At 33.5% G+C, this 23,167-nt stretch carries 14 protein-coding genes; 3 read left to right on the forward strand and 11 right to left on the reverse strand.

Going from position 1 to position 23,167, the window contains the following annotated elements; all coding sequences use genetic code 11:
* Window positions 1-5 precede the first annotated feature (5 nt).
* Complete coding sequence (locus FLACHUCJ7_RS24615; RefSeq protein ID WP_180910896.1) at window positions 6-2,723, forward strand: DNA gyrase/topoisomerase IV subunit A; 2,718 nt, start codon at window positions 6-8, stop codon at window positions 2,721-2,723.
* Window positions 2,724-2,793: 70 nt separating this feature from the next.
* Here the strand turns inward: FLACHUCJ7_RS24615 and bcp are convergent, their stop codons facing one another.
* Window positions 2,794-3,246 (reverse strand): thioredoxin-dependent thiol peroxidase, encoded by a 453-nt coding sequence (gene bcp / locus FLACHUCJ7_RS24620; RefSeq protein WP_078229667.1) that lies wholly within the window; start codon window positions 3,244-3,246, stop codon window positions 2,794-2,796.
* 222 nt (window positions 3,247-3,468) lie between these two features.
* Between bcp and FLACHUCJ7_RS24625 the strand changes: the two genes are divergently transcribed.
* Window positions 3,469-4,125, forward strand: a complete 657-nt coding sequence (locus FLACHUCJ7_RS24625) for an endonuclease III domain-containing protein (RefSeq protein ID WP_078229668.1) — start codon at window positions 3,469-3,471, stop codon at window positions 4,123-4,125.
* A 19-nt stretch (window positions 4,126-4,144) separates the two neighbouring features.
* On the opposite strand, the gene FLACHUCJ7_RS24630 is transcribed toward FLACHUCJ7_RS24625, so the two are convergent.
* From FLACHUCJ7_RS24630 to FLACHUCJ7_RS24675, 10 genes are all read right to left on the reverse strand, one after another.
* Complete coding sequence (locus tag FLACHUCJ7_RS24630) at window positions 4,145-5,206, reverse strand: tetratricopeptide repeat protein (protein WP_180910897.1); 1,062 nt, start codon at window positions 5,204-5,206, stop codon at window positions 4,145-4,147.
* 569 nt (window positions 5,207-5,775) lie between these two features.
* On the reverse strand, window positions 5,776-6,840 hold the full coding sequence (locus FLACHUCJ7_RS24635) for a tetratricopeptide repeat protein (RefSeq protein WP_223255536.1): 1,065 nt from the start codon (window positions 6,838-6,840) through the stop codon (window positions 5,776-5,778).
* A 516-nt stretch (window positions 6,841-7,356) separates the two neighbouring features.
* On the reverse strand, window positions 7,357-7,500 hold the full coding sequence (locus FLACHUCJ7_RS24640) for a hypothetical protein (protein ID WP_167343425.1): 144 nt from the start codon (window positions 7,498-7,500) through the stop codon (window positions 7,357-7,359).
* A gap of 50 nt (window positions 7,501-7,550) precedes the next feature.
* Window positions 7,551-8,135 (reverse strand): RNA polymerase sigma factor, encoded by a 585-nt coding sequence (locus FLACHUCJ7_RS24645; protein WP_031454918.1) that lies wholly within the window; start codon window positions 8,133-8,135, stop codon window positions 7,551-7,553.
* A gap of 314 nt (window positions 8,136-8,449) precedes the next feature.
* Window positions 8,450-9,205 (reverse strand): glycoside hydrolase family 16 protein, encoded by a 756-nt coding sequence (locus FLACHUCJ7_RS24650; protein ID WP_078229670.1) that lies wholly within the window; start codon window positions 9,203-9,205, stop codon window positions 8,450-8,452.
* A 78-nt stretch (window positions 9,206-9,283) separates the two neighbouring features.
* The gene (locus tag FLACHUCJ7_RS24655; protein WP_180910898.1) at window positions 9,284-10,951 is read right to left on the reverse strand and encodes a glycoside hydrolase family 16 protein; all 1,668 of its coding nucleotides are present in this window, start codon (window positions 10,949-10,951) and stop codon (window positions 9,284-9,286) included.
* 11 nt (window positions 10,952-10,962) lie between these two features.
* Window positions 10,963-12,588 carry a PKD domain-containing protein gene (locus FLACHUCJ7_RS24660; protein WP_180910899.1) on the reverse strand — a complete coding sequence of 542 codons (1,626 nt, stop codon included), beginning with the start codon at window positions 12,586-12,588 and terminating at the stop codon, window positions 10,963-10,965.
* Window positions 12,589-12,596: 8 nt separating this feature from the next.
* A complete protein-coding gene (locus FLACHUCJ7_RS24665) occupies window positions 12,597-14,084 on the reverse strand; it encodes a RagB/SusD family nutrient uptake outer membrane protein (protein WP_180910900.1) in 1,488 nt (495 codons plus the stop codon).
* An 11-nt stretch (window positions 14,085-14,095) separates the two neighbouring features.
* Window positions 14,096-17,131, reverse strand: a complete 3,036-nt coding sequence (locus FLACHUCJ7_RS24670) for a SusC/RagA family TonB-linked outer membrane protein (protein ID WP_180910901.1) — start codon at window positions 17,129-17,131, stop codon at window positions 14,096-14,098.
* 241 nt (window positions 17,132-17,372) lie between these two features.
* A complete protein-coding gene (locus FLACHUCJ7_RS24675; protein WP_230408908.1) occupies window positions 17,373-20,174 on the reverse strand; it encodes a triple tyrosine motif-containing protein in 2,802 nt (933 codons plus the stop codon).
* Between the two features lie 187 nt (window positions 20,175-20,361).
* On the opposite strand from FLACHUCJ7_RS24675, the gene uvrA reads away from it, so the two are divergent.
* The gene (gene uvrA / locus FLACHUCJ7_RS24680) at window positions 20,362-23,160 is read left to right on the forward strand and encodes an excinuclease ABC subunit UvrA (protein ID WP_180910902.1); all 2,799 of its coding nucleotides are present in this window, start codon (window positions 20,362-20,364) and stop codon (window positions 23,158-23,160) included.
* The last annotated feature ends 7 nt before the right edge of the window (window positions 23,161-23,167 follow it).

Consider the following 23,167-nt stretch of genomic DNA (forward strand, 5'->3'; position numbering starts at 1 on the left):
ATTAAATGAAAGACGAAGAAGACGACAACATAATTCCAAACGACGACGAGAATAATTCAGAAGAAAATCCGCTTGATGAAAATCAAGAAGGAGATGACGAAATTATTGATGTAGATGCCAGGCAATTTGAAGGACAGCATTTTTATGAAAATCAGGAAGAAGAAGGTGAAGATGTAATCACGAAAGTAACCGGTATGTACAAAGACTGGTTTCTGGATTATGCTTCGTACGTAATTTTGGAACGTGCAGTTCCCGCTATTGAAGATGGTTTTAAACCGGTTCAGCGTCGTATTATGCACTCTTTGAAAGAGCTGGATGATGGCCGTTATAATAAAGTTGCCAATGTAGTAGGTCACACCATGCAGTATCACCCACACGGAGATGCGAGTATTGGTGATGCCATGGTGCAAATTGGTCAAAAAGATTTACTGATTGACTGCCAGGGAAACTGGGGAAATATACTAACGGGAGACGGTGCAGCAGCTTCGCGTTACATTGAAGCACGTTTGTCTAAATTTGCTTTGGAGGTTTTATATTCTCCGAAAATTACCGATTGGGGCGTTTCATACGATGGTCGTCGTGCAGAGCCAAACAATCTTCCCGTTAAATTCCCATTGCTTTTGGCACAGGGAGCAGAGGGTATTGCGGTTGGACTTTCGACTAAAGTTTTGCCTCACAACTTCAATGAGTTAATTGATGCTTCGATTAAAATCTTAAAAGGAAAACCGTTTACACTTTATCCTGATTTTATGACACAAGGTATTGCCGATGTGTCTAATTATAATGATGGACTTCGTGGCGGACGTGTGCGTGTGCGTGCTAAAATTGCTCAATTAGACAAAAATACATTAGTAATTACGCAAATTCCGTTTTCAACTAATACCACAACTTTGATTGACAGTATTTTGAAAGCCAATGAAAAAGGCAAAATCAAAATCAAGAAAATTGAAGACAACACGGCGGCAGATGTTGAGATTTTAATTCATCTTTTCCCGGGTGTTTCTCCGGATAAAACAATCGACGCTTTATTTGCGTTTACAGCCTGTGAAACATCTGTAGCGCCTTTAGGCTGTGTAATTGAAGACAATAAACCATTGTTTATCGGGGTTTCTCAAATGTTGAAAATTTCGACAGAAAGAACTGTTGATTTACTTCGTCAGGAATTAGAAATTCAATTAGAAGAATTAAAAAACAAGTGGCATTTTTCTACTTTAGAAAAAATCTTCATTCGTGAAGAAATGTATATTGATTTCAAATTGTACGGCGACAGAGAATCGCTTTACAAATATTTGTATGATCGATTTGAGCCTTTCAAAAAATCATTCGTAAGAGAAATTACAGATGAAGATTTGCAAAGACTTACTCAGATTCCGATGATTCGTATCACTCGTTTTGACTCTGATAAAGCCGATGAATTAATCTCAAGATTAGAGGAAGAAATGAAAGAGGTACAATACAATCTGGAACATCTTACCGATTTTGCAATTGCCTATTTTACCAAATTAAAAGAGAAATACGGAAAAGGCCGCGAGCGTCAGACGGAGTTGCGAATTTTTGACAATGTTGAAGCAACAAAAGTTGTTTTAAGAAATACAAAATTATTCGTAAACAGAGAAGAAGGATTCGTAGGAACCAGCTTAAAGAAAGACGAATATGTAGCAGACTGCTCAGATATAGACGATGTAATTGTATTTTTGCGCGATGGTACGATGATGATTACGAAAGTTGATGCAAAAACGTTTGTAGGCAAAGACATTATACATATTGCGGTATTTGATAAAAGCGATAAACGTACCATTTACAATATGATTTACCGTGACGGAAAATCAGGTCCTTCTTATATCAAACGTTTTAATGTGTCGGGAGTAACCAGAGACAAAGCCTACGATTTAACGAATGGAACCAAAGGTTCACAGGTAGTTTATTTTTCACATAACCCGAACGGCGAAGCCGAAGTTGTTACCATCTTGCTAAGACAAATAGGAACTATTAAAAAATTAAAATTCGATATAGATTTTGCAGGCCTGGCAATTAAAGGCCGTGCTTCAAAAGGAAATTTGGTTACAAAATATCCGATCAAGAAAATCGAATTAAAAGAAAAAGGAATTTCGACTTTACTGCCAAGAAAAGTTTGGTTTGATGATACCGTAAAACGTTTGAATGTTGATGCCAGAGGAGAATTGCTTGGCGAATTTAAACCAAGCGACAAGATTTTAGTCATAAGCCAATCAGGAAAATTAAAAGTAATTATTCCGGAGTTATCAACTCATTTTGAAGAGGATATGATTGTTCTTGAAAAATGGAAACCTAAGAAACCAATTTCTGCCATTTATTATGATGGTGAAAAAGAGCGCTACTTCTTAAAACGTTTCCTTGTAGAAAATGAAGGCAAAGAAGAAAGTTTTATTACCGATCACCCGAACTCGCAATTAGAAATTGTATCTACAGATTATCGTCCGGTAGCACAATTGGTCTTTGCAAAAGTAAAAGGTGTTCAAAAAGAAGATCTTCATATTGATATTGAAGATTTTATAGCCGTAAAAGGTTTTAAAGCCTTAGGCAATCAATTAACAACCGATAAATTAAGACAAGTTAATTTATTGGATCCGCTTCCATACGAAGAACCAGTTGAAGAAGTTCCTGAAAAACCTGAAATATCAGACGACGATCCGGTTGAAACAGAGTTAGATGACGATGGTCAGATTGGTTTGGTTTTAGAATAATATTTTAAAATAGAAATATAATATCAAAATGCCCTTTATGAAAGGGCATTTTTATTGGACTTTACTTTTATTATTTTAAAATTTGTGCAGCATGTTCTTTCGTTTTAACCTGAGAAATAACCTCATCAATAATTCCATTTTCATCGATTATGAAAGTCGTTCTGTGGATTCCGTCATATTCTTTTCCCATGAATTTCTTTGGCCCCCAAACGCCAAACGCATTGATTACTGATTTATCTTCATCTGCCAAAAGCGGAAAAGGAAATTCGTATTTGTCTTTGAACTTCAATTGTGCTTTCTGACTGTCTGCGCTTACTCCCAAAAGTTCGTAATTATTGGCTTTAAAACGCTCAAAATTATCTCTTAAATCACATGCTTCTGTAGTACAGCCCGGTGTGCTTGCTTTTGGGTAAAAGAAAACTACTAATTTTTTTCCGGCATAATCTGATAATTTATGCGTTTTTCCATCCTGATCTGTTCCTGAAAAATTTGGCGCTTTATCTCCTTTTTGTAATGTTGTCATCTTTTATAATTGTTAATTATCAATTGTTAATTTTTTCTGCCCCGGATTAAAGTGAAAACCCCGGAATTGTGAAAGTTTATATTTTTTGCATTAAGAAAGCGACCGGAGGAAGCTCTTGTTAATGCGAAAAAATGTTACTTTAACAATGAGGAGTTGAAACGGAAAGCCGGATTAGGCACATCATTAAAATTATGCTATTTTTACGGCATTAAAAATACGGAAATGAATAAAGAAGCCCGCGTACAATTTGTTATAAATACGTTAAAAGAACTCTACCCTACTATACCTGTACCACTAGATCACAAAGATCCTTATACCTTATTGATAGCCGTTTTACTTTCGGCGCAATGCACGGATGTACGTGTTAACCAGATTACACCGTTGCTTTTTGCAAAGGCTGATAATCCGTATGATATGATTAAAATGTCGATTGAAGAAATTAAGGAAATTATTCGCCCCTGCGGGTTATCGCCAATGAAATCGAAAGGAATTCATGGTTTGTCACATATTTTGATTGACAAGCACAACGGAGAAGTTCCACAGAGTTTTGAGGCTCTTGAAGCTTTACCGGCTGTTGGGCATAAAACAGCAAGTGTTGTGATGTCACAGGCATTTGGAGTCCCGGCTTTTCCTGTTGATACGCATATTCACAGACTCATGTACAGATGGAATCTCTCAAACGGAAAAAATGTAGTTCAGACAGAAAAAGATGCAAAAAGATTGTTTCCAAGAGAATTATGGAATGACCTGCATTTGCAGATTATTTGGTACGGCCGTGAATATTCACCTGCACGTGGATGGAGCCTGGAAAAAGATATTATTACCAGAACTATTGGTAAAAAATCAGTAATAGAAGAAGCTGCCCAAAAGAAAATTTAGCAGCTTCTTTATATATTATTTACTTATTTTTCAAAGCATTATATTCGTTAGTCATTTCCAAAGCTCTGTATATACCCAAAAGTGATTTTTTAGCTTCTTCATTGCCTGGCTCGATAATTAACGCTTTTTTAAGGTACGGAATTGCACTTTTTACAATTTCATCTTTTTTAGCATTTAATTCATCATATTGTTTTACTTCTTTCGGAGTATTCCCTAATGCATTCATCTGATCCAACAATGCCTTTTTCAATTCCATTTTGACAAAAACAAGGTTAATGCAACAATTAATACAATTAGGATTTATCTGCAAAGCATCCTGATAGTTTTTTTCTGCATTAGCAAAATCATTTCTTTCTAAATATGAAAAAGCCAGATTAGTCAAAACTTCTTCTCTTTTGGAAGGAGGGGAAAAATTTCTGGGTTTCTCGTAAACACCCTCACTAACCGCCAAATCACGCGCACCTAAAGAAACGAAAGCATCTTCTACTTTTGTCTTTCTATGAGTTGCATAAAAAATAGTTCCTGTTCCTGTATAGTTCCTTTTTTTAAGTTCCTCGTAATATTTAACAGATGAAACATAATCTTTACCTGTTAAAGAAGCAGCTGCTGCATTGTATAAGTTTAAGGTATCTTTTTTATCAAATAAGTACACTTCGTAACTTTTATCAGCACTTTCTTTATATCTGCCTTCTTTAAAATCTTTAATTGCTCCGTTTACCAGTTTAGATTTAATATCTTTTAAAGCTAAATCTGCCTTAAAAGCATATTTATAATGACGTGAATCATTTTCATATAAAAGTACATCCTGATAGGCACCTGAAGCTATTGTAAAATTGTTTTTCGGATCTATATTCTTAGTAGCTAAATCTTTGTAGTTATTTCCTTTTAAATAAAAAAAATCTGATTTAGTTACATCAGGTGCATTGACGATAAGGTATTCTATCTTTTTCAAAATTGTTATTGACTCCTCAATTTTTCCTTTATCATAAAAGGATTGAGCTTCTTTTATTTGATCTTTTTGTGCAAATACACTGATATTAATCAATAACAGAAAGGAAAGTATTTTAATGTTATTTTTCATTTTTTGTTTAGTTTGATTGTTAAATAAATTGGACAATTAAAGTGTTAAACACATTTAAGAAATACAAACAGAACAAAATAAAGTAGTGTAGTTTTTCTTCATAGCTGGTTAAAATATTTATTTATTGTATTATTTTATTTTATATTGACAACTTTTCAGGCGAACAAAATCACATTCGCTGATTTTGCACAAAATAAGGGCTTTTTTTTAATAAACTAAATATAAAAATCAGGCAACCTAACAAAGCACTAAACTTTAACACCTTAATAATAAAAATCATAATTAAAGTATAATTCCTTTAATTAATTAAAAATTAAAACCGCAAATCCTGTTATTTATTGCACTGCAAATTTAAGATTGATTATTCATTTTTATCAAAAAAAATAAAATTATTGCATAAAAAAAGCTCACTATTTGTATTTGTATACGAATAGTGAGCTTAGAACCAAAACGACCCTTTGGTTTTTCTTTCGAAATAAAAAATCCTGATTAAACCAAAGCCTTGAAGTTTAAAAATTAAACTCCTAAGCCTTTTTTGAACAATTAATACCTAATAAAACTCATTTTCATTAATTACTAATTGCCTTTAGAGAATTATACTCTTTTGTCATATCCAGGGATCTGTAAATTCCTAAAAGCATCTTTGTAACGTCTGGATTTTTAGGTTCAATTATAAGCGCTTTCGTAAGATATGGAATCGCGCTTCTTGTAATATCATCTTTTTTTGCTGTTAATTTATCATATTCCAGCATTTCTTTTTTTGAATTTCCTAAAGCATCTATTTTATCTACTATTTCTTTTTTTGATTCTAGCTTTAAATAAGCCAGATTGATGTACGAATCAATATAATTAGGATTTAATTCTAAAAGATAATTGTAGGTCGCCTCTGCTTTGACTAAATCTTTTCTCTCCAAATAAGCATAGGCTAAGTGTTTATTTACCTCGAACTTCCTGGAAGGAATAGCTTCATTTCTTGGTTTTTCATAAAGTCCTTCCTGAATATAGGAATCCCTTGCTTTTGGAGAGATAAAAGCATCTTCTTCTTTTGTTTTCTTATTAGTCGCGTAATAGAGAATGCCATTTCCTGAAAAGTTCATTTTTTTTAACTGCTCATAATACTGGATTGCCAGACCATATTCCTTTGCATTTAAATAGGCAGCAGCAGCATTAAAAAGGTTTAATGTATCTTTTTTATCAAATAAATACACTTTATAACTCTTTTCAGCGCTTTCTTTGAAGTTACCTGCCTTGAAATCAGCTACAGCACCATTGACGAGTTTAGATTTCATATCTTTTAAAGCTATATTAGCTTTTACGGAAAGTTTGTATTTACCCGCTTCATTTTCGTATAAAATCACATCCTGGTAAGATTCTGATGCAGATGAAAAATTATTAGCCGCATCAATATTTTTGATAGCCAAATCCTTTAAAACGTTACCTTTTAAAAAATAAAAATCTGATTTTTCTTCATCCGGCGCATTCAGAATTAGGTATTCTGACTTTTTTAAAATTACAAGCGCCTCTTCTGATTTTCCTTTTTCAAACAAAGATTGGGCATCTTTTATTTGAGGCTTTTGAGAATACACTCCAACATTTATCAATACTATTGATAACATTATAAATTTTAATTTCATGTTTAGATTAGTTTGATGGTTAATAGATTTTGGGCTGCATTTAGATGCAAAACTGTAGGCTTGTAAATCTAATGCGGATTTAAAAGCTTTATCAAACTAGATAGAAAAATTAGGGTAGTTTTTTATCATATCAACAAATTTTATAAGGTTAAACATCATCTATATTACAAAAAAAATCATTTTTTTAACTTAATTAAAATTATAAATGCTTTTTTATACAACTTTTTTTAAAGACAATTTATTTTTTATCTAAAAATAGAATTAAAAAATGAAAACACAAATAAAATACAAATTATTTTCCATAAGTCTCTTTAAAAGAAATAATTCCTTACAAGAACAACCTGTTTTAAGACATTCTGTATTACAAATATCTCCAACGCTCTAAAAATGAGATAACTCAGAGATTAAAAATAAAAAAAAACTCACTATTTGTATTGTATACGAATAGTGAGCTTTCAACCAAAACGACCATTTGGTTTTTCTTTCGAATAAACATCCGACAAAGTAGTGGGCTGTTTAATTAGCTATGATCTCAAAACTTTTATTATCGATTTTCACAACTTTTAAAGCTTGTGAATAACTTAATAAAAAAGAAACGACTTCCTTTTTTGGTTTTAAGTCTTTAGAAGCTAATGCTTTCTTAGAGTAAATTTTCGCCATACTATGAAAATGTTTTATACCAGTATAACGCGGCAATATCTAAAATAGTATTAGTTGGTTAAAATAATTTGATGCTTATCTATAATTTTTCTCAAATTCATTAGTGCGTAACGCATCCTGCCTAAAGCGGTATTAATGCTCACACCTGTGAGTTCAGAGATTTCCTTGAAACTCATATCCTGATACATTCGCATTACCAATACTTCTTTTTGATCTTCCGGAAGTTCCTGAATTAGTTTTTTTAGATCAACTTCAACCTGATCAACAATCATTTTACCTTCAATAGTTAAAGAATCATCAGACATAATCGAAAATATCGAAAATTCTTCTGTTTCTCTGTACATTGGCATTTTTTTGGTTTTACGAAAATGATCTACAATTAAATTGTGGGAAATACGCATAACCCAAGGCAAAAATTTACCTTCTTCGTTATATGAATTGGATTTTAAAGTTTTAATAACCTTAATAAAAGTGTCCTGAAAAATATCATTTGAAATATCTCTATCGGCAATCTTAGAATATATGAATCCATATATTTTAGACTCGTGCCTTTTTATTAATGTTGCTAAAGCATTTTCATTGCCTTCAACATAATTTTTAACCAATAGAGCGTCAGGAATATGCAGATCAGCCATAATACTACTTTTTTAGTTTTGTTTAAAATTTGGAGTAATTTTCTAAAAAGTAATTTTATTGTATAGGCTTGTCTTTTTTTGTTTGTTAATATGTGTCCAAATTTAACAAATTTTTATTTTATAAAGCAAATTATTAGAATATTAATTAATAGTAAAATTCAAAATAATATCAATTAATTTTAAATTTTATCGACAAAGTGCTTCCAAATCTTAAATAATTGGAATGTTTTAACAGTTAAAAAAAGAAGTATAGCTATCTAAAATATTTATTATAAACAAATTACACTTCTCTTTTTAATAGTAATTATTTTATATTATTCATAAACACGAACATAATCAATATAAAATTTTTGAGGTAAAACTGTATCATCAACTGCTGGTCCTCCAAAATTTCCCCCAATGGCTAAATTAATAATGATGTAAAACGGTTTATTAAAAGGCCATGTATCTTCATTTTTAAGTTCAGGCTGAAATGTATAAACTAAACCTTCATCAACGAAAAAATCAATTTTATCTTTATTCCACTCAATAGCATAAACATGAAAGCCTTCTTCTATATTTGAGAACTCTGTTCTTTTGGTATTAATTGTATTTCCGTGGCTATCCTGAGTATGCAGGGTTGTGTAAACCATATGCGGATCTCTGCCAATATATTCTAAAATATCAATTTCACCTGTTTTTGGCCATTTTACCTCATCAATGTTAGCACCTAACATCCAAAATGCAGGCCACAAGCCATGACCAACTGGTAGTTTAGCTCTTGCTTCAATCCGTCCATAAAGAAACTCTTTCTTTCCTTTAGTTGTGATTTTTGTAGAAGTATATTTTTCTCCTTCTTTTCGGGCTTCAATAATCAGATTACCTTCTTTTATTTGATGATTCGTTTTGGTATAAATTTGTCTCTCATTATTTCCCCAGCCACATAGATTTGGGCATCCGTCACCGACTTCAAAATTCCAGACAGATTCATTTATCTTCTTATTAAAATTTTCTTCCCAAATCAGTTTTCTTTTTACTTGCTGCGCCATGCAAAAACTACTAATCATAAAAAGCAACATTACTTTTTTCATCTCAATATTTTTTAAATTAAGAAATTAAGAAGGCCAGCAAAACTGACCTTCCAATTTTCATTTTTACTAATTAATTATTTATTGATAAACCCTTACATAATCAATCTCCATAGAAGACTGTGTAAAAGCAGGATCAATGTTTCCTCCCAGGTTTCCTCCCATTGCAACGTTTAATATTAAAAAGAAATCGCTGTTAAATGGTAATGAAGCCGTATTCGCAACTGAATGTATGAGTGTTTCATCTGCGTATATTTTTATGGAGACTGGACTCCAAACGGCTTTGTATACATGAAATTCAGTAGAAACATTTGCTATTGTTTTACTTCCTGAGTCAGCACTGCCACCAAAACGACCAGGATAATGCAATGTCCCAAGTACAACATTTTGATTGTTCCCTACATGCTCCATGATGTCAATTTCTCCACAGGCAGGCCATGGCTTCGTTGCATAATTTTGACCTAACATCCAAATTGCAGGCCAGGTTCCGGCACCTATTGGAAGTTTAGCCCTGATTTCTACTTTTCCGTAAGTAAATTTGAATTTATTGTCACTTACTAATCTCGCAGATGAATAAGCTGCACCTCCCGAAGATTCTTTCTTGGCAGTAATTTTAAGGCTTCCACCCTGCACAATTACATTCGTAACAGAATTAGTATAATTTTGTTTTTCATTATTTCCCCAGCCATTATCTCCAGTTCCTAAATTATACCCCCATTTTGCTGTATCAGGAGCACCATCTGTATTAAACTCATCAGACCAGACTAAATTAGTGTAATCTACATTTGTATCGGGAACCTGAGTTGGTTTTGTTGTTGTAAAAACATGATACCATGCCAAAGCAGGATTGCCCCCCATAACAGCTCTCACTACCATCCTGTTAGCCGTAATAGATAAGATCTCGTAAGAGCTCTGACCAATGTAATAGCCCATAAAACCACCATCAGAGAAATTTAACATGGTACCTCTTGTTTGGGTAGCATGATTAGGATTTTTAGTTACTACAGATTCTGACGGACTCAGGGATACATTTTTTACCCCACCTGCATTGTATGCCAGACAAGCATCATCTGGTGAACTCCCTCCTGCCACACTTGCAAAAGCAGCATTAAAGAAGGTTGAACCGCCATTATCCAACTCGTATTTTAATTGTTCTCCATCCAAAGAAAAAGTCAATACGTTTTCATACAAACAACTACTGGCCGGAGATCCTGCTTTTTCAAAAACAGCTGCCTGATAATAGTTCGCATAATAATTTTTCGTTGCATCACCATCATTTTGTCCCACTCCTAAATGCCCAGGCTCAGAAGCTGACCAATACCATTTTTTTGACGTTCCTCCAGTCAGGAAATTAACTGCATCCGGATCGCTAAAGTTACTTAGAACCTCAACCTCAATTGTAGTATTAGTAGCTATACCTCCTTTTCCGTAAGCAATAGCTGTAACGATATATTTATTTACGCCCGTTTTAGTAAATCGTTTATCAAAATGACCACTAGGTGAATTTTCTGAAGTTCCATCACTAAATACATATTTATACGAAATAACATCTTCTCCAGTGGCTACAAGTTTTACGATTCCTGATCCATCCCCATAAGGTTCTGCGGCTGTTTTTCCAACAATTTCAGCAGTTATCTGTATGTTTGTTGGAGCATTAATATCTCCAAATGCGTAATCATCTTTCTGACAACCCGTCATCAGGAGAATCGCAAATAAGAATACTATTTTTATGATTATTTTTCTACTCATGATTTCTTTTTTTAATTGGATTGTTTTATGTCATCGAAGTAATACACAGAACCTGTTCCCATTTGTCCGAAGTCCGGGAATAAAATTATCCTGTCGTATTTATTGGCAGTACTAAAACCTGGTGCTGTCGTCAAATCAAAAGTTAGTACCTGCCATGCATTGGCTGTTGTGGTTGTTGCATGTGCTTCGAAAAAAACAGTTGGATTTCCGTTTCCGTCTTTTGGTGATGTCGACACTTCCATTTTGTATAAAATATCAGCCCCGACTTTAGGAGACCACACATTTAGTTTTACAGTAGTTCCTTTAGTAAAATCAATTGTATTTTCTAAGTTCAGACTCGCGCCAGCCCAAACCTGAGCTCCGGATGTTTTCTCAATTTTAACTACTCTGTTAGAAATGTTAGCGCCCGTTTTATCAGGGTTTGTTACTACAGAAACAGGAATTGGTCCAAAACCTGCATCTCCAAAACCTCCCCATGCATATGTTAAGGCAGCAGATTCAAAATCCAAAGGCAATTGCACTGACTGAGCAGCTGTTTTGTAAAAATAAATATTATCGATAAATACTGTTCCGCCAGCCCAAGGGGTCCCAACCAATTTCAACTGAAAAATTTTATCAACTGACAATCCCTGACTTGTAAATGCCGAAATTGGAATATCAATACTTGTCCATTGATTTGCCGTAAGATCCTTTGTAACAGGCTTCTCAGAAGGCCCAACATTAATCAAGGATGTTTCTAATTTCTGTAAATCTGCTGTCCAGACATCCATATGCAAATATTCCATACCAGAAACATCTATTGATGTACCATCTGCTAAAGCAATTCCCTGATAGCTTAGCTTTATATAATTCAACATTTTATCTCCGTTCAGATCAAATTCTGCCCAGCTGCTGCCTTGTCCCGCCTGACCCCAATCAGGGAAATAATTAGTTCCTGCAACATTGGTATATTTTGAACCATAAATAGAAATTACATCTCCCGCCTGTCTGTTTGGCGGAGTTGGCGCAGCAGTTGTTGGGTTAAGAACAAGTTTTGCAGTAACCTGAGTACTATATTCAGTGGTTTTAATTGCAGCACTTTTTGAAACAACACGAATTGTATATACTCCCGCATCTTTGTACGTATACGAAACTGATTCGCCATTATTTGCCGAAATTGGATCCGGTTTTCCTGCTTCCCCAAAATAAACATCATAAAACAAAGCATAATCTGCGCTTGCCTTAACCATTACTTTTTTCGAAACTGACAAATCATTCGTTACCACAACTACTAAATTTTCAGGAGCCTTAAAAGAAACTATTACCTGCTGAGCTACTTCAGTGGTTATACCATTTAATCCCATCGCTATGATTTTAGCAGTATAAACCCCTTCTTTATAAACATGTGATGCATTTGCACCAGAAGAAAAATAATCTGACTGTCCACTTCCGTCACCAAAATCAATTTTATATTGTGTTACTCCCTCGCCTTTAGGCAAAAAAGTAACCTTACCTGAATTATCTTGTGTTACTGTGGTCAAAGCCGATATGTTTTCAGGCGCAGCTATACCATCCAGATCAATATTGTTGTCATCGTTTGCACAACCCATCAGGATCGTCAAAACGAAAAAACTTATAATAAAATATATTTTTTTCATAATTGATGTTATTTAATATATCCGGGATTTTGTTGCCAGTTTCCATTTGAGAACTGAATTTCTTCAATTGGAATTGGGAATAATTCATTTTTATTAGCTTGAAAACCGGGAATTTTCCCTACTGCTTTTCCTGTTCTCACTAAATCGAAAAAACGATGTCCTTCTCCAAAAAGCTCTAGTCTTCTTTCTGCCAGAATAAAATCGGTTAATGCGGCTCCTGAAGCAGAAATATTGTGATTTGTATCACCAAAAGCACGTTTTCTAACTTCATTTAGATATCCTCTCGCTTTACCATCATCAATTCCTCCACGGTTGTAAGCTTCAGCTGCCATTAAAAGAACATCCGCATACCGAATCGCTCTGTAATTATTCGGATTAGTCAAATTCAAATCTCCGGCGGCATTGGCACTTCTCTTTCTTGGCAAATATTTTCTGTTAAAAAATCCAGTGTCCTCGTTTCCTTTACTATATTTAACACCTGAATTTGCTGCTGACCAGGCTGCAATATCTAATATAGCAACGTCTTTACGTCTGTCACCAACTTCAAAAGCGTCGGCACTTTCCTGAGTTGGAACATTAAAACTAAAACCAGGCGAAAACAAAGGTCCCTCATAACCACGTATTCCGCTAAAACCTACAGCTACATTTCCTTCACTACATTGCAAACATCCAAACCCTGCACCTTCAATATCTGTATATTGCACTTCAAAAATAGATTCCGGTCCATTTTCACCTTCCATTTCGAACAATAAATTATAATTTGTTACTAAAGAATAAGGAGAAGAACTTATTAAACTTTCCAGTGTAGTTGCTGCCTGTGCAAATTTATTTTGATACAAATAAGCCTTTCCTAATAATGCCTGAGCTGCACCTTTTGTAATCCTGCCTTTTTGAGTAGTTGTTGGAGCCAGATTAGCAACAGCATAAGTTAAATCAGCTTCTATTGAGGAATATACTTCTGCTACTGACGAACGTGGAATTTTCGTTTCATCTCCTAATTTAAACCTTGCATCTCCCTTCATTGGTATACCTCCAAACCACTTAACTAATTCAAATTGGTAGTATGCTCTAAGAAAACGGGTTTCTGCAAGAAGTTGTGCTTTCCCTTCAAAATCAGTTTTATCCTTAAACTCAAGGATATAATTAGTTCTTTGCACTCCGGCAAACATCCAATTCCATATATCGCGCAAATTGCTGTTTACCGGTGTATGAATCATATCATCTATTTGTTGAAACCCCACTACGTCTGTAGGACTTTCACCTCCGGCCAAAGTATTATCGGATGCAATTTCTCCTAATAAAACATTTACATATGTAGATTGAAGTATATCATAAGCGGCCACTAATGCCTGGTCATAATCGCTTTTTGAGTTAAAATAGTTTTCTGAATCTATAGAATACTGTGGTGTAGTTTCTACAAAGTCATCCGAACAAGAAATAAAAACTGTCGAAAACAGTATTCCTGTTAAAAGAAATATGTGTGTATATTTTTTCATTTTGATAACAATTAAAAGTTAAGATTTAATCCCAAAAGATAAGTTCTTGGTATTGGATAAAACCCGTAATCAATTCCTCCGGCAATTGGATCTCCGGTAGATGCTCCGGGATCAAAACCTTTATACTTTGTAAAAGTGTAAAGATTGTTTGCCCCTACATATAATCTAAGTTTTGTAATACCTGCTTTTTGTACAATTTTAGGATCTAATGTATACCCTAACTGTACATTTTGTATTCTCAAATAAGAAGCATCGTCTACATAATAATCAGAAAAGACACTATTTGATGTAGCACCTGTGGTAACTCTTGGCGTAGAATTAGAGGTTCCTTCACCTGTCCATCTGTCTAAAACGTAATCTAAATGATTGACATCAGAAAGATTTCTCTCGTAGTTTCTTATCAAGTCATTACCTAAAGATGCATAAGTGTAAACTGCAAAATCCAGATTTTTATAATTCATCTGTAAATTAAATCCCATAGTAGCCGCAGGAATCTGATCTCCAATATTTGTTCTGTCTTTGCTGTCTATCACACCATCCTCATTAACGTCTACAAATCTCAAGTCACCGGGAGCAGCATTTGCTCCTAAAGCAAGCTGAGACGGATGTGCATCTACTTCTGCCTGGTTTTGAAAAATACCATCTGTTTTATATCCATAAAAATATCCAATTGGCTTCCCTTCCTCCATTCTGGTTGGTGCAAGCTGACCCACAGAAAACGAGCCTCTTTCTATATAATGAGTGGCATTATTTACTTCAAGCACTTCATTTTTAAGAAAAGTGACATTGTATCCAACGCTCATAGAAAAAGTGTCAGAAAATTTCTCTTTGTAATCTACAGCAAATTCAAAACCTGAATTTCTTACTGTACCGGCATTTATTGTTGGAGCACCAGCACCCGGAGCACCTATTCCACTAGTACCGGTAACTGCAATACCGGGGATTAATAAATCTTTTCTGGTATCTATAAAATAATCTGCTACCAGCGAAACTTTATTATCTAATAATTTCATGTCAACACCAACATCAAATTTCTTAGCTGTTTCCCATTTCACATTCGGATTTGGCAAGATACCTTCCGCCCTGCCACTAACCAATTCGTCATTAAAAACATAAGTTGCTTCTCCTGTAAGTTGACCTAAATAAGTAAAATCTCCAATCTGATCATTTCCTAAACTACCATAACTGGCCCTGAATTTTAAGAAATTAATCATTTTTTGTTCTCCAAAGAATTTTTCATCAGAAACGACCCAACCTCCTGTAACTGAAGGAAAATATGCTACTTTATTTGCCGGACCAAATCTCGAAGAAGCATCACGTCTTATGATAGCAGAAAGTAAATATTTACCTTTAAAATCGTATTGTAATCTTCCAAAATAAGATAACCTTCTTACATCATAATTATAAGAACTGTTATTTAAAACTTTTGATATGGTTGATATTAATTTAAGATCAGCAAATTCCCATGAATTGTAAGGCACATCATAACCCGTTGCAAAAAGTCCGTTACCCCAGGTTTTGTAAATTGTTGTCCCTATCACTCCGGCTACATTATGACTTTCACCTATTTTTTTTGTATAAGTACCGTAAAGATCAAATGAATAATCATTATCATTTACAGCTCCCTGAGTTACTGAGCTTTGTTTTACATCAAATACTTTACCTCCATAACTAATTTCTTTTCCAAAAGTTTTTGATTCACTGTTTGAAGTATTAAAACCAATTGTGCTTGTTATGACAAAATCTTTAAAAATTTTATAATCTATACCAAAGCTTCCATTAATTTTTTTATAATTATAATCTTTATAAGTATTCGCAATTTGGGCTAAAGGGTTGATAATTTCGTTTCCTAAACCGTTAAGCGGTATAACTGTAAAGTTTCCATCTGCATCATATGGTTTAATTGTAGCAGGAATATTCAAAGCATTAAATAAGACAGATCCTAATCCGTTTTCATTTAATGTTTTTCTTGTAAAATGAGTGTAAATTACGTTAGTCTTAAATTTTAATTTATCCGTTACATCACCCCCTACGGCTACTCTTGCAGTATTTCTTAAAAATCCTGATTTATCTGCTCCAACGATTCCTTCCTGATCAAGATGCGATCCGCTAACAGAATAGTTTATTTTTTCTGATCCTCCTGAAATAGTTAAGTCATGACTGATAATGGGTACTCCTTTACCAAAAACTTCATCCTGCCAGTCTGTACCTTTTCCTAAACCAGTCACGTTTGGATAAGGAAGTGGTTTTCCACCGTTAGCATAACTTTCATTTAGTAAAAGAGCGTATTCTGTAGCATCTAAGGTATGTAGCTTTTTTGATGTTTCCTGAAATCCAGTATAAGTATTGTATGCAAGTTTAGCTTTTGTATTTCTTTTCCCCATTTTAGTGGTGATCAGAATGATACCGTTTGCACCAATCGTTCCGTAGATAGCCGCCTGCGAATCTTTCAATACCGTAATCGTTTCAACATCATTAGGGTTCAACAAGCTTAAATCTCCTATGTAACCATCAATAATAGCAGCCGGTTTGTTTTCTCCATTAGTAGCAATACCACGAATACGAATATCTAATCCCGCACCAGGGGCACCCGATTGACTCGTTACATTTACTCCTGAAACAGTTCCTTGCAGAGCTTGCTCTACTTTTACAGGCTTTAAAGCTTCAATTGTTTTGCTGTCAACTAAACCTACTGATCCTGTAAGATCTCTCTTTTTTTGTGTACCATAACCAATAACAACAACTTCTTCCAATGATTTTGCATCATCGCTCATTTTGACAGTTATTTTGTTACCCGATACAGAAACCTCCTGAGTTCGAAAACCGATGTAACTTAAAACAATTAGGGTTCCTTTTGAGAGGCCTGATAATTTAAAAGATCCGTCAAAATCTGTAGTAGTACTTTGTGACGAGTTTTTAACTTTTACATTCACTCCTGGCAGTGCCATACCTGAGCCATCCAACACAGTACCATTTACATCTAAAGCCTGCGAAAACGCAAAAGATGTAAACAGCAACAATGCCATTAATAATAATTTTGGTTTCATGATTAGTTAGTTTTTATTGAAAGCTAATTTATTCGTTCTCTTTACGAAAATGACAAAATTAACCTCAACAAAAAACATACATTATAAAAAAAGAAACAAAAAAATACACATACTTCAAAAAAGACCTTTATTTACTAATAAACTTTAAATATTAATTTATTTAACAAAATAAGTGTAAAAAACACAAGAAAAGGTTAATGTTGAGGTAATGTATAGTTATTTTAACGAAAATCTGGCTTTACTATACAGCCATAATATATTCGACTAAACCAACTTCATGTTGTAAATCCATTTTTTTACGTAAACGGTATCTTTTTATTTCAACACTTCGAACCGAAATATTAAATAACGGCGCAATTTCTTTTGATGAGAGGTTCAATCGCAAGTAAGCACAAAGACGCAAATCATTGGGAGTAAGTAAGGGATGAATCAGTTTAATTCTTTTTAAAAAGTCCTTATCAGCATTATCAAAAGCCTCTTTAAAAATTTTCCATGAATCTTCTTCGGTAATATTGTCATTAATTGTTCTAATTACCGATTTGATATTTTTATCATCATTCTGCGTAGTCTTCTTCAGATCTTCTTTAATAAAAGCCAAAAGTTCATTTTTCCTATTTAAACTCATTGTAGAAACCGCCAATTGTCTATTTTTATTATCAACATCCTGAGACAATTGTTCGTTTCTAAGTTTCATTAATTGCTGCTCGTTTTCAAGCTCCTTTATCTCTAATAAAAGATTATTTTCTTCAATAAGTTTCTCTTTTTGCTTTTGATAAAAATTGCGATAGGCTTTATTGATAAAATACCCAATAACAACAAATAATAATAAATAAATAAAACAAGCCAGATTAGTTAAATACCAAGGCTTAAAAACTATAAAAGTATATGTTGCCATATTCTGCAAAAGTGTATTGGCAAATTTAGCACGAACTTTAAAAGTATATTTTCCCGGAGACAGGTTTTTAAAATTCACTGAAGATTTTGTGCTCCATTCACTCCATTCATTCTGAAAACCTTCTAATAAATACTGGTACTCAGAATTGATATATTTATTATATTCTGGAACCGTGTAATTTAAGGTGATATTATTTTCATTTGCCTTAAAACTTCCTTCATCATTTAAAGCAACATTTTTTAAAGTTTGATTTTGCTTATTGATCAAAATATCCGAAATAAAAATCGTATAGTTTTTAAAACTTAAATCATCAATATTAAGCGTATAATAACCATCTGTGGTTCCAATTAAATAGGTTGATTTTGAAATTTGAGTAATATTTTCAAATCCTGACATTGAATTAGTCAAAGAGGATGGAATTGGAATTATATTTTGCTTTAACTGATTACTTAATTTACTGGCAGAAAAATAATGAATGTAATTTTTAGAAAACAGCCAGATTTTATTAGACTGGTCCACTATTAGTTTTCCCGAAGTATATTCATCCTTTTCAAAAATAGAGCTCAGTAATTTGTCTTTTTCAAATTTTTTTGTAACTGAATTTAATTTAAAAATTCCATCTTTATAAGCATAGTAAATTGCATTGTTAAATTTGGTTAAACTTGCATTCTTTCCTTTCTTAGGAGAGGAATAGGCGTAAAAATCTTTTGCTTTTGAAAAAGAATTATCAGGTTTAAATCTAAAAATCCCTTTGTACTCATGACTTACATAGACTTCCAGATTTTGAGTAATTTCAAAATAACGCGATGAATAATTAAAGCCTTCAATTTTATTTTTAAATATCCATTGATTATTAATTTTCTCTAAAACCGAAATTCCATAATAATTCCCCTGAAGCAATACATTTTTATTATTTGGTGCCTGTTCGAATTTCCATGTTCCTGAACCAGAAAAGATATTTCTTGCCGATGCTTTCTCTATAATAAAAGTTCCCGAATCATGGCCGCAGAAAAGTGTATTATCATATTCAAACAAAGACCATACCTGCCCCTTAGTTCCGCTTATGAACTGAAAATCATCTGTACTTTGATATTTTTTACAAAACAACCCCTGATTTGTTCCCACATACAACATCCCGTTATATGTAATTGAAGTATACACTGTACCCAGGACTCCGGTATCATCTGTAAAACTATGCACAGGCGTTTGCAGATTGATGCAGTTAATTCCGTTATCAAGGCCTACCCAAACATTCTGATCTTTATCTTCAAACAAAGACAAAACGGTATTATTACTCAATCCTTTGCTTTGCTGAATATGATATTTTAGTTTTCCGGTATCTGATAAAATGAAGATTCCTTTAGAAACCGTTCCTAATGCATAACTCCCATCGTGAAGTTTCTGGCTACTGTAAACAAAACCAGATTTTAATTGTGCATCAACTTCTGTTGAAAAGGGTGTTAAAGCTGTTCTGGTAAGCTTATAAAATCCGCGTAATTGTGTCTGAATCAACAAACAATCATCAAGAGTAAAAACATTGACAATGGTGTGTTTTTTCAGAATAGGATTATTGGAAATCAATTTTCCTTTTCCTCCTTCTATTTCAAAAAGACCTTCATTAATGGTTTGATAATAAATCGAATTTTTGGTACTGAAAGATTTTAAAACCCCATTTTGAGGCGAAATAATTTTGAAGCTTTTTGTTTTTGTATCATAAATATAAATTCTGTTAAGAGACTGAAATAAAATCCATTGATCATATTTTAAAATATTCCAAAACTGTTCATCATCGAGAATTTTATTTTTAATGGTATCACTTAGAGAAATATATATTAATTTACCTTTTGATTGTCTGATCCAGTAACCAAAGTTCATATAACAACCTGTGTAAATTTTATTGTCTATCACTTTTACAGATCGCATTATGGTTTCGTTTGGAGTTGGATATAACTCCCAATTGGTTCCATTGTATTCTAAAAGCCCCTCATTATTCGCAAAATAAATTCTATTTTGTTCATCCTGCGAAATCATCCAGCTTTGATTTCCAGCGCCATACAAAGTTGAGGGGTATTTTACAATTGGCGGTAATTCCTGCGAAAACAGGGCAAAACCTATCAAAAAACAAAGTATAGAAAGTTTAGTTTTCAAATGTATTGTGGTTTAGTTTGTTATAAAGCAGTTCTAAAATAGCTTATTAAATCAAACCAACAAATTTTAATAAAAAATCTCCTTAACAAAACATGATAATTTTGGAATAATTAGTTAAAATTTGGAACAACGACCTTAACAAAACTAAATTCTAAATTGATTACTTTTGTACAAATTGACTTTTTTTATGCAAATTGATCTTTCTACACTCGACCCAAAACATAATATTATCATTAAAGGAGCTCAGGTACATAATTTAAAAAATGTAGATGTTGCAATCCCGCGAAATAAACTTGTGGTTATTACAGGTCTTTCCGGATCAGGAAAATCAAGTCTGGCATTTGATACTTTATACGCCGAAGGACAACGACGTTATGTGGAGAGTCTATCATCATACGCACGGCAATTTTTAGGCCGATTAGATAAACCAAAAGTAGAATACATAAAAGGAATTGCTCCGGCAATTGCTATTGAGCAAAAAGTAAACACTACAAATGCTCGTTCTACTGTAGGAACTTCTACTGAAATTTATGATTATATCAAACTTTTATATGCTCGAATTGGCCGCACTTATTCACCAATATCAGGGAGAGAAGTAAAAAAAAATACCGTAACTGATGTCGTTTCAGATGTTAAAAATTTCGATCCAGACAGCAAATGGCTATTGCTTTCCTCTATACATCTTGAAGAAGGACGTAAGCTCGAAGACAAGCTTAAAGTTCTTTTACAACAAGGATTTGCCCGTATATTAGTCGACAACGAAATGGTCCGTCTGGATGAATTTACACCAACGGATATCCACAAATTAGACAATAAAGATATTTTATTGGTCATTGACAGAATTGTCGTAAAAGAAGAAGAAGAATTCTATAATAGACTGGCAGATGCTGTTCAGACTGCATTTTTTGAAGGAAAGGGAATTTGTTATCTTCAGGAATTAAGTTCTGATAAGAGATATACATATTCAAACAATTTCGAATTAGACGGCATTACGTTCCTTGAACCAAATGTCCATTTATTCAGCTTCAATAATCCTTATGGTGCATGCCCTGTCTGTGAAGGTTACGGAAATATTATTGGCATTGATGCAGATTTAGTGGTACCCAATACATCATTATCTGTTTTTGAAAGCGCTATTTATCCCTGGAGGGGAGAAAGCATGAGCTGGTATAAAGATGAATTTGTGAAACATGCTTATAAATTTGATTTTCCTGTTCATAAACCCTATTTCGAACTTACAGAAGATCAGAAAGATTTGATATGGAAAGGAAATCAGTATTTTCAGGGATTAAACGATTTTTTTAAAGAACTCGAAGAGAAAAACTACAAGATTCAAAATCGTGTCATGTTGTCGCGCTACCGAGGAAAAACTAAGTGTTATGCTTGTCGCGGAAAACGATTACGTGAAGAAGCTTCGTATGTAAAAATAAATGGTAAAACAGTTTCAGAATTAGTCGATTTACCAATTAAACATCTGGTTACTTTTTTCAAAAACATTGATTTAGATATTTACGAACAGCAAATTGCCAAACGTTTAATGGTCGAAATCAATAATCGTCTATCATTTTTGACGGAAGTTGGTTTGGATTATCTTACTTTAAATCGAAACTCAGCAAGTCTTTCCGGAGGAGAGTCACAAAGAATTAATCTAGCCACCTCTCTGGGAAGCAGTTTAGTTGGTTCGATGTATATCCTCGATGAACCAAGTATTGGTTTGCACCCAAAAGATTCAGAACGACTGATCAAAGTTTTACTTTCGCTTCGTGATTTAGGCAATACCGTAATTGTGGTTGAACACGATGAAGATATTATGAAAGCTGCAGATATGATTATTGATATTGGTCCAGAAGCCGGAACTTTTGGAGGAAATTTGGTTGCTCAGGGAACTTATGATGAAATTTTAAAATCTGAATCTCTTACCGCTAAATATCTGAATGGTGATTTAGAAATTTCTGTTCCGAAAAAAAGAAGAAAATTCAAAAATCATATTGATATCATTGGCGCAAGAGAAAACAATTTAAAAAATATTGATGTTACTTTCCCTTTAGATGTTTTAACAGTAATTACGGGAGTTTCAGGAAGTGGAAAAAGTACACTAATCAAAAAGATTTTATTTCCGGCCATGCAAAAAAAACTGGAAAGTGCTGCCGAAAAAGCGGGTCAGTTTAGCGACATAACAGGTTCTTTTTCTCAAATTAAGCATATTGAATATGTGGATCAGAACCCTATTGGAAGAAGTTCGAGATCTAATCCTGTTACTTATATCAAAGCTTATGATGATATCCGTGATTTGTATGCTAAAGAAAAACTATCCAAAATAAGAGGTTATCAGGCCAAACATTTTTCTTTTAATGTTGATGGTGGCCGATGCGAAACCTGCAAGGGAGAAGGCTCTATAAATGTCGAAATGGTATTTATGGCCGATGTTTCTTTACCATGTGAAACCTGTGGAGGAAAACGATTCAAAAAAGAAATTCTGGAAATTAATTTCGACGAAAAAAACATCAATGATATTCTGACCATGACTATCGATGATGCTATTGCTTTTTTTGAAAAAAATAAACAAACCAAAATCACTCAAAAACTGCAACCGCTACAGGATGTAGGTTTAGGATATGTTCAATTGGGGCAATCTTCTTCTACCCTTTCCGGTGGTGAAGCACAGCGTATTAAACTCGCCTCTTTTTTAGTAAAAGGGGCTACTAAAGATAAAGCTTTATTTGTTTTTGATGAACCAACAACAGGATTACATTTTCACGACATCAAAAAATTATTAGCTTCATTTGATGCCTTAATCGAAAAAGGACATTCGATTATTGTAATTGAACACAATCTTGACCTTATAAAATGCGCTGACTGGATTATTGATTTGGGTCCGGAAGGAGGAGAAAATGGTGGTTATTTGTTAGCAACCGGAATACCTGAAGATATAGTAAAAATAAAAGAATCAATAACAGGAATTTACCTCAAGGATAAACTAAACTAAAAAAATC

It is taken from the genome of Flavobacterium salmonis (assembly GCF_903819435.1).
In the GTDB taxonomy this organism is placed as follows: domain Bacteria; phylum Bacteroidota; class Bacteroidia; order Flavobacteriales; family Flavobacteriaceae; genus Flavobacterium; species Flavobacterium chungangense.